11 protein-coding genes, 4 tRNA genes and 1 rRNA gene are annotated in these 11,901 nt (G+C 57.4%); all 16 read left to right on the plus strand.

Annotation, left to right across the window (positions count from 1 at the left end):
- Positions 1-10 precede the first annotated feature (10 nt).
- The 16 genes from rrf (at position 11) to rpoB (ending at position 11,875) form a co-directional block, all read left to right on the plus strand.
- Positions 11-126, plus strand: a 5S ribosomal RNA gene (gene rrf / locus CAG31_RS23665).
- A 133-nt stretch (positions 127-259) separates the two neighbouring features.
- A complete protein-coding gene (birA, locus tag CAG31_RS23670; RefSeq protein WP_085586008.1) occupies positions 260-1,213 on the plus strand; it encodes a bifunctional biotin--[acetyl-CoA-carboxylase] ligase/biotin operon repressor BirA in 954 nt (317 codons plus the stop codon).
- Positions 1,203-1,952 (plus strand): pantothenate kinase, encoded by a 750-nt coding sequence (locus tag CAG31_RS23675; protein WP_085585784.1) that lies wholly within the window; start codon positions 1,203-1,205, stop codon positions 1,950-1,952. The genes birA and CAG31_RS23675 overlap by 11 nt, the downstream gene beginning before the upstream one ends.
- 7 nt (positions 1,953-1,959) lie before the next feature.
- Positions 1,960-2,397 (plus strand): hypothetical protein, encoded by a 438-nt coding sequence (locus CAG31_RS23680; RefSeq protein WP_085585786.1) that lies wholly within the window; start codon positions 1,960-1,962, stop codon positions 2,395-2,397.
- A gap of 143 nt (positions 2,398-2,540) precedes the next feature.
- A tRNA-Tyr gene (locus CAG31_RS23685) sits at positions 2,541-2,625 on the plus strand.
- A 25-nt stretch (positions 2,626-2,650) separates the two neighbouring features.
- Positions 2,651-2,724, plus strand: a tRNA-Gly gene (locus tag CAG31_RS23690).
- A gap of 26 nt (positions 2,725-2,750) precedes the next feature.
- A tRNA-Thr gene (locus tag CAG31_RS23695) sits at positions 2,751-2,826 on the plus strand.
- An 83-nt stretch (positions 2,827-2,909) separates the two neighbouring features.
- Positions 2,910-4,103: an elongation factor Tu gene (gene tuf, locus CAG31_RS23700; RefSeq protein WP_085585788.1), complete on the plus strand. Its 1,194-nt coding sequence runs from the start codon at positions 2,910-2,912 to the stop codon at positions 4,101-4,103.
- 53 nt (positions 4,104-4,156) lie between these two features.
- Positions 4,157-4,232 (plus strand) — tRNA-Trp (locus CAG31_RS23705).
- A gap of 45 nt (positions 4,233-4,277) precedes the next feature.
- A complete protein-coding gene (gene secE / locus CAG31_RS23710; RefSeq protein ID WP_085585790.1) occupies positions 4,278-4,646 on the plus strand; it encodes a preprotein translocase subunit SecE in 369 nt (122 codons plus the stop codon).
- 9 nt (positions 4,647-4,655) lie between these two features.
- Positions 4,656-5,189, plus strand: coding sequence for a transcription termination/antitermination protein NusG (gene nusG / locus CAG31_RS23715; RefSeq protein WP_007957598.1), 534 nt, complete (start codon positions 4,656-4,658; stop codon positions 5,187-5,189).
- Between the two features lie 117 nt (positions 5,190-5,306).
- Positions 5,307-5,738, plus strand: a complete 432-nt coding sequence (gene rplK, locus CAG31_RS23720) for a 50S ribosomal protein L11 (RefSeq protein ID WP_003176435.1) — start codon at positions 5,307-5,309, stop codon at positions 5,736-5,738.
- Positions 5,738-6,433 carry a 50S ribosomal protein L1 gene (gene rplA, locus CAG31_RS23725; protein WP_085585792.1) on the plus strand — a complete coding sequence of 232 codons (696 nt, stop codon included), beginning with the start codon at positions 5,738-5,740 and terminating at the stop codon, positions 6,431-6,433. The genes rplK and rplA overlap by 1 nt, the downstream gene beginning before the upstream one ends.
- Before the next feature lie 197 nt (positions 6,434-6,630).
- Positions 6,631-7,131: a 50S ribosomal protein L10 gene (gene rplJ / locus CAG31_RS23730; protein ID WP_085585794.1), complete on the plus strand. Its 501-nt coding sequence runs from the start codon at positions 6,631-6,633 to the stop codon at positions 7,129-7,131.
- An 80-nt stretch (positions 7,132-7,211) separates the two neighbouring features.
- Positions 7,212-7,583, plus strand: coding sequence for a 50S ribosomal protein L7/L12 (rplL, locus tag CAG31_RS23735; RefSeq protein ID WP_085585796.1), 372 nt, complete (start codon positions 7,212-7,214; stop codon positions 7,581-7,583).
- A 218-nt stretch (positions 7,584-7,801) separates the two neighbouring features.
- Positions 7,802-11,875, plus strand: a complete 4,074-nt coding sequence (gene rpoB / locus CAG31_RS23740; protein WP_085585798.1) for a DNA-directed RNA polymerase subunit beta — start codon at positions 7,802-7,804, stop codon at positions 11,873-11,875.
- The last annotated feature ends 26 nt before the right edge of the window (positions 11,876-11,901 follow it).

An 11,901-nucleotide genomic window follows, 5' to 3' on the forward strand; every position in this document is an offset into this window, starting at 1 on the left:
CACAGAATTTCTTGACGACCATAGAGCGTTGGAACCACCTGATCCCATCCCGAACTCAGAAGTGAAACGATGCATCGCCGATGGTAGTGTGGGGTTTCCCCATGTGAGAGTAGGTCATCGTCAAGATTAAATTCCGAAACCCCAACTGCGAAAGCGGTTGGGGTTTTGTTTTGCCCGCAGGAAAGTTCCTACGTCGAGTTTCTATGCAACGGTGCAGGGCATGGCTATCATTCGGGCCTCATTACGAGGCGAGATCCGCATGCTGACGTTGTTGAATCTCCTGAAGGATGGCCAGTTCCATTCCGGTCAGGCCCTGGGAGCCGCACTAGGCATCAGCCGAAGTGCCGTATGGAAGCAGCTCCAGCATCTGGAGAGCGAGCTTGGGCTGTCCATTCATAAAGTCCGGGGGCGGGGCTATCAATTGGCGGCTCCCTTGACGTTGCTTGATCCTCACAAGATAGCGGAGGAGCTAAAGGACTGGCCGTCTTTCATCCTTGACTCAACTGACTCGACCAACGCGCAAGCATTGCGTGCGATTGACGAGGGGCGGCCTGCGCCATTTTTGGTGCTGGCCGAGCGGCAACTGGCGGGCCGCGGTCGCCGTGGTCGCAAGTGGGTGAGTCCGTTTGCCGAAAATCTCTATTACAGCCTCGTCTTGCGCATTGATGGCGGCATGCGTCAGCTGGAGGGGCTGAGTCTTGTTGTGGGCTTGGCGGTTCTGCAGGCCTTGCGCAAGCTGGGTGTGCCTGGATTGGGGTTGAAGTGGCCTAATGACGTCCTGGTTGGACGAAAGAAAATTGCCGGCATCTTGCTCGAAATTGTCGGTGATCCGGCTGATGTCTGCCATGTAGTGCTAGGCATCGGTATCAACGTCAATATGCAGGCCACGAACGAGGTGGATCAGCAATGGACGTCCATGCGGCTTGAGTCAGGCAAAAGCCATGACCGGAACCTGCTTGTGGTTGAGTTGAGCCATCAGCTTCAGGCTTATCTGCGGCGTCATCAGGTTGAAGGGTTCTCTGTGCTCCAGGCAGAGTGGGAAAGCAATCACCTGTGGCAGGATCAGCCGGTTTCTCTCACTGCCGGCGTCAATCGAACGGACGGCGTGGCACTTGGCATTGACAGTCATGGTGCATTGCGTCTGAAGGTGGATGGTGTGGAAAAGACTTATAGCGGTGGTGAGCTCAGTTTGAGGTTGCGTGATGATTCTTGAGCTCGATTGCGGTAACAGCTTTATAAAGTGGCGAGTGTTGTCCGTCCAGGCCGACGCGGTGATCCAGGAGGGGGTTGTCGACTCTGACCAGGCGCTGCTCGACGCTTTGCGCGAGCTGGATGGTATTTCGCTGCAGCGGTGCCGCCTGGTTAGCGTCAGAACCGCGGAGGAGACGAGCGATCTCATCAAGCTTCTGGAGCGTGATTTCCGTTTGCCTGTTGTGTGCGCGGCGCCGGCGCGTGAAATGTCCGGAGTCAGAAATGGATATGAAGACTATGAGCGTCTGGGGCTCGACCGTTGGTTAGCGATGCTTGGAGGCTTTCGCCTGGCCTCGGGCGCATGTCTGGTGCTCGATTTCGGTACAGCGGTGACCGCCGACTTCGTTGCGGCGGACGGTGAACACTTGGGGGGCTTCATTTGTCCCGGCATGCCGCTCATGCGCAACCAGTTGAGGACTCACACCCGAAAGATTCGTTATGGAGATCAGGCGGCCGAGCGCGCATTGGTCAGCCATGCGCCGGGGCGCAGCACGGTGGAGGCGGTGGAGCGCGGTTGCTCATTGATGCTGAGGGGGTTTGTATTGACTCAGATCGAGCTGGCCCGCGCCTACTGGGGGGAAGACTTCACGGTATTTGTGACGGGGGGCGATGCTGGCCTAGTATCGGGAGTAGTGCCGGAGGCAAAGGTCGTTCCCGATTTGGTGTTCGTGGGCTTGGCGATGGCCTGTCCTTTTTCCTGAGGTACGTATGCGTTGGTTGTTCCTGCTGCTTTTGGTTCTCAATGTGTTTTATTACGTCTGGCATCAGCAGGAAGCACCTTTGCGCGCAAAGGACGTCACGACTCTGAGCCTCTATCGAGGGGCGCAGCAGGATATCCGTTTGCTCAGCGAGGCCAAGGGTGTCTCTCGCGAGAAAAAGAATGTCACGTCGGCCAATGGTGAGTGCCTGTACGTGGGTGTCGTTGGCAGGTCTGAAGAGGCACAGCTTCTCGGTCGGCGTCTAGGTGAGTTGGGCATCAAGGCCCAGCAGCTCCAGAAAGAGTCCTCCGAGGCTGCCTATTGGTTCCGTATCCCAGCTGAAAGCCAGGGTTTGCTGGACGAAGGGCAGCTGCAAAACCTTTCCAAGGAATTCAATGAGTTAAAACATAAAATAATGATGTGTGAGGGGGTTGCGCCCTCCGAATAGTTTGCATAGAATGGCGCCCGCTCCACAGCGAAGACCTGAAGAGGTTGAAGAAGTGGGGTGATGTCAAAGCAGCTAACCTCAAGATTTTAAATGAGAAAATGCTTGACAGAAGGCTGGCATAGTATAGAATGCCGGCTCGCTTAGGAGGGGTTCCCGAGCGGCCAAAGGGATCAGACTGTAAATCTGACGTCTACGACTTCGAAGGTTCGAATCCTTCCCCCTCCACCAGATTTTAGCGTGAGCTGCAAGCTCCGCGGGTATAGTTTAGTGGTAGAACCTCAGCCTTCCAAGCTGATGATGCGGGTTCGATTCCCGCTACCCGCTCCAAGTTTGCAGGTTGTGCAAAGTGTTACGCTCTTGTAGCTCAGTTGGTAGAGCACACCCTTGGTAAGGGTGAGGTCAGCGGTTCAAATCCGCTCAAGAGCTCCATATGACAAGGCAGATATGAAAATATCTGCCTTTGTTTTAATGGTCTGCGTAGTTCGCTTAATTCTACTCCTAGGGTGATTTCGATGGCTAAGGAAAAGTTCGAACGTAGTAAGCCGCACGTCAACGTCGGTACCATTGGTCACGTTGACCACGGTAAAACCACTCTGACCGCTGCGTTGACTCGCGTTTGCTCCGAGGTTTTCGGTTCGGCTGTTGTTGACTTCGACAAGATCGACAGCGCCCCGGAAGAGAAGGCTCGTGGTATCACCATCAACACTGCGCACGTAGAGTACGATTCGAACATTCGTCACTACGCGCACGTTGACTGCCCGGGTCACGCCGACTACGTCAAGAACATGATCACCGGTGCTGCCCAGATGGACGGCGCGATCCTGGTTTGCTCGGCCGCCGATGGTCCGATGCCGCAAACCCGTGAGCACATCCTGCTGTCCCGTCAGGTAGGCGTTCCGTACATCGTGGTTTTCCTGAACAAGGCTGACCTGGTAGACGACGCTGAGCTGCTGGAGCTGGTTGAGATGGAAGTTCGCGACCTGCTGTCCACCTACGACTTCCCAGGCGACGACACCCCGATCATCGTTGGTTCGGCCCGTATGGCGCTGGAAGGCAAAGACGACAACGAAATGGGCACCACCGCTGTCAAGAAGCTGGTTGAGACTCTGGACAGCTACATCCCAGAGCCTGAGCGTGCCATCGACAAGCCGTTCCTGATGCCGATCGAAGACGTGTTCTCGATCTCGGGTCGCGGTACTGTTGTGACCGGTCGTGTTGAGCGTGGCGTTGTCCGCATCCAGGAAGAAGTTGAGATCGTCGGCCTGCGCGACACTCAGAAAACTACCTGCACCGGCGTTGAAATGTTCCGCAAGCTGCTCGACGAAGGTCGTGCTGGCGAGAACTGCGGCGTTCTGCTGCGTGGCACCAAGCGTGACGACGTTGAGCGTGGCCAGGTTCTGGTCAAGCCAGGTTCGGTCAAGCCGCACACCAAGTTCACCGCAGAAGTCTACGTGCTGAGCAAGGAAGAAGGCGGTCGTCACACTCCGTTCTTCAAAGGCTACCGTCCACAGTTCTACTTCCGTACCACTGACGTGACCGGTAACTGCGAACTGCCGGAAGGCGTTGAAATGGTAATGCCAGGTGACAACATTCAGATGACTGTTACCCTGATCAAGACCATCGCAATGGAAGACGGTCTGCGCTTCGCTATCCGTGAAGGCGGTCGTACCGTCGGCGCCGGCGTCGTAGCTAAAGTTATCGAGTAAACGGTTGTAATGTCTTTTTCGGGCCGGCATAATGGTCGGCCTGATTTTGTTTTAGGTCAGTAGCTCAATTGGCAGAGCGACGGTCTCCAAAACCGTAGGTTGGGGGTTCGATTCCCTCCTGACCTGCCAGATTCACTCGGTGTGTCTGGCTTTCTTTTCACAGGATCTTCACAGATGACTCCTAAAGCTGAAGCCCAAAGCTCTCGCTTTGATCTGATCAAGTGGCTTGTAGTGGTTGCCTTGGTGGTTGTTGGTGTTGTCGGCAATCATTATTTCTCCGCTTCGCCGATCCTGTACCGCGTGCTTGCTCTGCTTGCCATCGCTGCTGTTGCTGCCTATGTGGGTCTGCAAACTGCAAAAGGCAAGTCGTTCTTCGCGCTGGCAAAGGAAGCTCGTACCGAGATTCGTAAAGTCGTATGGCCAACTCGTCAGGAAACCACGCAGACTACGCTGATTGTCGTAGCTGTTGTCCTGGTTATGGCGTTGCTGCTGTGGGGGCTTGATTCCCTCCTCGGTTGGCTTGTTTCCCTGATTGTAGGCTAAGGGTGTCCCGTGGCTAAGCGTTGGTACGTTGTGCATGCTTACTCGGGTTACGAGAAGCATGTAATGCGCTCCTTGATCGAGCGTGTGAAGCTGGCTGGCATGGAAGATGGCTTCGGCGAAATTCTGGTTCCCACTGAAGAAGTGGTTGAAATGCGTAACGGCCAGAAGCGCAAAAGCGAGCGTAAGTTCTTCCCAGGCTATGTGCTGGTTCAAATGGATATGAATGAGGGTACTTGGCACTTGGTCAAGGATACTCCTCGGGTGATGGGTTTTATCGGTGGTACTGCCGACAAGCCTGCGCCAATCACTGACAAAGAGGCGGAAGCCATTCTGCGTCGTGTTGCCGACGGCAGCGACAAGCCTAAGCCGAAGACTCTGTTCGAGCCGGGCGAGACTGTTCGTGTCAATGACGGTCCTTTCGCTGATTTCAACGGCGTTGTTGAAGAAGTTAACTACGAAAAGAGCCGGATCCAGGTCGCGGTGCTCATTTTCGGACGCTCTACTCCGGTGGAGCTGGAGTTCAGTCAGGTCGAGAAGGTCTAACTGGGCAAGCATCCCAACCCCGCAGCCGTAGGCTGTGGGGTTTTGTCGTCACTGGGATAAACGCGCAAGTAACCGGGGAGCCTTTCGAGGCGTTCGAACCCGTAATTGGAGTGCCTCATGGCCAAGAAGATTACCGCTTACATCAAGCTGCAAGTGAAGGCCGCTCAGGCTAACCCAAGCCCACCCGTCGGCCCAGCTCTGGGTCAGCACGGCGTGAACATCATGGAGTTCTGCAAGGCTTTCAACGCCCGTACCCAGGGTCTTGAGCCAGGTCTGCCGACTCCAGTGATCATCACTGTCTACAGCGACCGTAGCTTCACTTTCGAAACCAAATCCACCCCTGCTTCGGTTCTGCTGAAGAAGGCGGCCGGTCTGACCAGCGGCTCCGCTCGTCCGAACACCGTTAAGGTTGGCACTGTTACCCGTGCTCAGCTGGAAGAGATCGCGAAAACCAAAAACGCGGATCTGACTGCAGCTGATATGGATGCAGCCGTGCGTACTATCGCCGGTTCTGCTCGTAGCATGGGCCTTAACGTGGAGGGTGTGTAATGGCTAAGCTGACCAAGCGTCAAAAGGCTATCGCCGGCAAAATCGAAGCAGGCAAGGCCTACAACATTGTAGACGCCGCCGCTCTGCTGGCCGAGCTGTCGACTGTCAAGTTCAGCGAGTCGTTCGACGTTGCTGTAAACCTGGGCGTAGACCCACGTAAATCCGACCAGGTTGTTCGTAGCGCTACCGTGCTGCCGCACGGCACCGGCAAAACCGTTCGCGTTGCTGTGTTCACCCAGGGCCCGGCTGCTGAAGCCGCTCTGGCTGCCGGCGCTGACCGCGTAGGCATGGACGATCTGGCTGCAGAAATGAAAGCCGGCGACCTGAACTACGACGTAGTGATCGCATCCCCGGATGCCATGCGCGTTGTGGGTCAGCTGGGTCAGGTTCTCGGTCCTCGCGGCCTGATGCCTAACCCTAAAGTCGGTACCGTGACTCCAGACGTCGCTGGCGCTGTCAAGAACGCCAAGGCTGGCCAGGTTCGCTACCGCACCGACAAAAACGGCATCATCCACACTTCCGTTGGCAAGATCGGCTTCGACGCCGTCAAGCTGAAGGAAAACGTTGAAGCCCTGATCGCTGACCTGAAGCGTATCAAGCCGGCTTCCTCGAAAGGCATCTACGTCAAGCGCGTTACCCTGAGCACCACCATGGGCCCAGGTCTGGTCATCGACCAAAGCTCGCTGGACGCGTAAGACAATAAGCGGCGCGAGCGATCGCGCCACTTGAAGATTGGGGTCCCTGCCTGGCGGGGGCTATCCAAGACCGTAGGCGGCGCAAGTCTTAAACCTCAAGCCTACGCAGATGGTGCTCCCGGTTCCTTACCGAATCAGACACCAAAACGACATCCGGCTTCGGCCAGATGAAACGGTAACAAGCAGGAGTTTTACCCGTGGCAATTAAACTCGAAGACAAGAAGGCCATCGTCGCTGAAGTCAACGAGGCTGCCAAAGTCGCTCTGTCCGCTGTCGTGGCTGATGCCCGTGGTGTGACTGTAGGCGCAATGACCGGACTCCGTAAAGAGGCTCGCGAAGCTGGCGTATACGTACGTGTCGTACGTAACACCCTGCTCAAGCGCGCTGTTGCCGACACTGAATTCAGTGTCCTCAACGACGTGCTCGCTGGCCCGACCCTGATCGCGTTCTCCAACGAACACCCGGGCGCTGCTGCTCGTCTGTTCAAGGAATTCGCCAAGGGTCAGGACAAGTTCGAGATCAAGGCAGCTGCGTTCGACGGCAAGTTCCTTGCCGCCAACCAGATCGACGTGCTGGCAACCCTGCCAACTCGCGACGAGGCTATCGCACAGCTGATGAGCGTTATCCAAGGTGCTACCAGCAAGCTGGCTCGTACCCTGGCAGCTCTGCGCGACCAGAAAGAAGCTGCTGCTGCCTAAGGCGGCGTAGATCCTTTCGAAATCAAACGTTTAATTTGATGGCCGCGTAGGCTGTCACCCCAATACAGGAATTCATAGTCATGTCTCTGACTAACGAACAAATCATCGAAGCAATCGGCCAGAAAACCGTTCTGGAAATCGTTGAGCTGATCAAAGCGATGGAAGAAACCTTCGGCGTTACCGCTGCTGCCGCTGTTGCCGCTGGTCCAGCTGCTGGCGCTGCTGCTGCCGTTGAAGAGCAAACCGAGTTCAACGTTGTCCTGGTTGAAGCCGGCGACAAGAAAGTGAACGTGATCAAGGCAGTTCGTGAACTGACCGGTCTGGGCCTGAAAGAAGCCAAAGAGAAAGTCGACGGCGCTCCTCAGGTTGTAGCTGAAGGCGTTTCGAAAGAAGCCGCTGAAGACGCTAAGAAGAAGCTGGAAGAAGCAGGCGCTAAAGTCGAGCTGAAGTAAGCATCGACTTTGCTCCTCCAGCCCGAGCGTCAAGCGAAAGGCTGATGGCTGGTGGCTTATGCCACCGGCCTTTTTCCGTTATTGGCAGCCGGCCAGGCCGGCGCCGATAGCGGATCCACCACCCGATGCGGTGGCGCAAACCAAGGGGTTTGCACGATTTTCTGGCTGCTCCCGCCGGGAGGGGCCAAACAAGCAGGTGACCAAGCTGGGGAACGCTGATGGCTTACTCATATACTGAGAAAAAACGTATCCGCAAGGACTTTAGCAAGTTGCCGGACGTCATGGATGTGCCGTACCTCCTGGCCATCCAGCTGGATTCGTATCGTGAATTCTTGCAAGCGGGAGCGACTAAAGATCAGTTCCGCGACGTGGGCCTGCATGCGGCCTTCAAATCCGTTTTCCCGATCATCAGCTACTCCGGCAATGCTGCGCTGGAGTACGTCGGCTATCGCTTGGGCGAGCCGGCATTTGATGTCAAAGAATGCGTATTGCGCGGTGTGACTTTCGCCGTACCTTTGCGGGTAAAAGTGCGCCTGATCATTTTCGACAAAGAATCGTCGAACAAAGCGATCAAGGACATCAAAGAGCAAGAAGTCTACATGGGTGAAATCCCCCTGATGACTGAGAACGGTACCTTCGTGATCAACGGTACCGAGCGTGTGATCGTTTCCCAGCTGCACCGTTCCCCGGGCGTGTTCTTCGACCACGACCGTGGCAAAACGCACAGCTCCGGCAAACTGCTGTATTCCGCGCGCATCATTCCTTACCGCGGTTCGTGGTTGGACTTCGAGTTCGACCCGAAAGACTGCGTATTCGTGCGTATCGACCGTCGTCGCAAGCTGCCGGCTTCCGTGCTGCTGCGCGCGCTCGGCTATACCACCGAAGAAGTGCTCGACGCGTTCTACACCACCAACGTATTCCATGTGAAGAGCGAAGGCCTGAGCCTGGAGCTGGTGCCTCAGCGCCTGCGTGGTGAAGTCGCCGTCCTCGACATCCAGGACGACAAAGGCAAGGTGATCGTAGAGCAGGGCCGTCGTATTACCGCCCGCCACATCAACCAGCTGGAAAAGGCCGGGATCAAAGAGCTGGACGTGCCGCTGGACTACGTCCTGGGCCGCACCACCGCCAAGGCCATCGTTCATCCGGCCACCGGCGAGATCCTGGCAGAGTGCAACACCGAACTGTCGACCGACCTCCTGGTGAAGATCGCCAAGGCCGGCGTCGTTCGCATCGAGACTCTGTACACCAACGACATCGACTGCGGTCCGTTCGTCTCCGACACGCTGAAGATCGACTCCACCAGCAACCAACTGGAAGCGCTGGTCGAGATCTATCGCATGATGCGTCCGGGCGAGCCGCCGACCAAAGACGCTGCCGAGACCCTGTTCAACAACCTGTTCTTCAGCCCTGAGCGCTATGACCTGTCTGCGGTCGGCCGGATGAAGTTCAACCGTCGTATCGGTCGCACCGAGATCGAAGGTTCGGGCGTGCTGTGCAAGGAAGACATCGTTGCGGTCCTGAAGACCCTGGTCGACATCCGTAACGGCAAAGGCATCGTCGACGACATCGACCACCTGGGTAACCGTCGCGTTCGCTGCGTCGGCGAAATGGCCGAGAACCAGTTCCGCGTTGGCCTGGTACGTGTTGAGCGTGCGGTCAAAGAGCGTCTGTCGATGGCCGAAAGCGAAGGCCTGATGCCGCAAGACCTGATCAACGCCAAGCCAGTGGCTGCGGCGGTGAAGGAGTTCTTCGGTTCCAGCCAGCTGTCGCAGTTCATGGACCAGAACAACCCGCTCTCCGAGATCACCCACAAGCGTCGTGTGTCCGCACTCGGCCCGGGCGGTCTGACTCGTGAGCGCGCAGGCTTCGAAGTCCGTGACGTACACCCGACTCACTACGGTCGTGTCTGCCCGATCGAAACGCCGGAAGGTCCGAACATCGGTCTGATCAACTCCCTGGCTGCTTACGCTCGCACCAACCAGTACGGCTTCCTCGAGAGCCCGTACCGTGTGGTGAAAGAGGGTGTGGTCACCGACGACATCGTGTTCCTGTCCGCCATCGAAGAAGCCGATCACGTGATCGCGCAGGCTTCGGCGACCATGAACGAGCAGAAAGTCCTGATCGACGAACTGGTGGCCGTACGTCACCTGAACGAATTCACCGTCAAGGCGCCGGAAGACGTCACCTTGATGGACGTTTCGCCGAAGCAGGTAGTTTCGGTCGCGGCGTCGCTGATTCCGTTCCTCGAGCACGACGACGCCAACCGTGCGTTGATGGGTTCCAACATGCAGCGTCAGGCTGTACCGACCCTGCGTGCCGACAAGCCGCTGGTGGGTACCGGCATGGAGCGCAACGTTGCCCGTGACTCCGGCGTTTGCGTCGTGGCCCGCCGCGGCGGCGTGATCGACTCCGTCGATGCCAGCCGTATCGTGGTTCGCGTTGCCGATGACGAAGTCGAAACCGGTGAAGCCGGTGTCGACATCTACAACCTGACCAAGTACACCCGCTCCAACCAGAACACCTGCATCAACCAGCGTCCGCTGGTGAGCAAGGGTGACAAGGTTCAGCGTGGCGACATCATGGCCGACGGCCCGTCCACCGACATGGGTGAACTGGCGCTGGGTCAGAACATGCGCATCGCGTTCATGGCGTGGAACGGCTTCAACTTCGAAGACTCCATCTGCCTGTCCGAGCGTGTGGTTCAGGAAGACCGCTTCACCACGATCCACATCCAGGAACTGACCTGCGTGGCTCGTGACACCAAGCTTGGCCCAGAGGAAATCACTGCGGACATCCCGAACGTGGGTGAAGCCGCACTGAACAAGCTGGACGAAGCCGGTATCGTCTATGTCGGCGCCGAAGTCGGCCCTGGCGACATCCTGGTCGGCAAGGTCACTCCGAAAGGCGAGACCCAGCTGACTCCGGAAGAGAAATTGCTGCGCGCGATCTTCGGTGAGAAGGCCAGCGACGTTAAGGACACCTCCCTGCGCGTGCCGACCGGCACCAAGGGTACCGTCATCGACGTTCAGGTCTTCACCCGTGATGGCGTCGAGCGTGACAGCCGTGCCCTGTCGATCGAGAAGAGCCAGCTCGACGAGATCCGCAAGGATCTGAACGAAGAGTTCCGCATCGTTGAAGGCGCGACCTTCGAGCGTCTGCGTGCCGCTCTGGTCGGTCACAAGGTCGAAGGCGGTGCCGGTCTGAAGAAAGGCCAGGACATCACCGACGAAGTGCTGGACGGTCTTGAGCATGGTCAGTGGTTCAAGCTGCGCATGGCTGAAGACGCTCTGAACGAGCAGCTCGAGAAGGCTCAGGCCTACATCGTCGACCGTCGCCGTCTGCTGGACGATAAGTTCGAAGACAAGAAGCGCAAGCTGCAACAGGGCGACGACCTGGCGCCGGGCGTGCTGAAGATCGTCAAGGTGTACCTGGCTATCCGCCGTCGCATCCAGCCTGGCGACAAGATGGCCGGCCGTCACGGTAACAAGGGTGTGGTCTCCGTGATCATGCCGGTTGAAGACATGCCGCACGATGCCAACGGCACCCCGGTCGACGTCGTCCTCAACCCGTTGGGCGTACCGTCGCGTATGAACGTCGGTCAGATCCTCGAAACCCACCTGGGCCTCGCGGCCAAGGGCCTGGGCGAGAAGATCAACCGGATGGTCGAAGAGCAGCGCAAGGTCGCTGAGCTGCGTACCTTCCTGGACGAGATCTACAACCAGATCGGCGGTCGCAACGAAGACCTCGACAGCTTCTCCGATCAGGAGATCCTGGATCTGGCGAAGAACCTGCGTGGCGGCGTACCAATGGCCACCCCGGTGTTCGACGGTGCCAAGGAACGCGAGATCAAGGCCATGCTGAAACTGGCGGACCTGCCAGAAAGCGGCCAGATGCAGCTGACCGACGGGCGTACCGGCAACAAGTTCGAGCGCCCGGTCACCGTTGGCTACATGTACATGCTGAAACTGAACCACTTGGTAGACGACAAGATGCACGCGCGTTCTACCGGTTCGTACAGCCTGGTTACCCAGCAGCCGCTGGGTGGTAAGGCGCAGTTCGGTGGTCAGCGTTTCGGGGAGATGGAGGTCTGGGCACTGGAAGCTTACGGTGCTGCCTACACCCTGCAAGAAATGCTCACAGTGAAGTCGGACGATGTGAACGGCCGGACCAAGATGTACAAGAACATCGTGGACGGCGATCACCGTATGGAGCCGGGCATGCCCGAGTCCTTCAACGTGTTGATCAAGGAAATTCGTTCCCTCGGCATCGATATCGATCTGGAAACCGAATAACACGTGACGCGATCGAGAGCGGGGCA

This window comes from Pseudomonas sp. R25(2017), assembly GCF_002112565.1.
GTDB lineage: Bacteria > Pseudomonadota > Gammaproteobacteria > Pseudomonadales > Pseudomonadaceae > Aquipseudomonas > Aquipseudomonas ekonensis.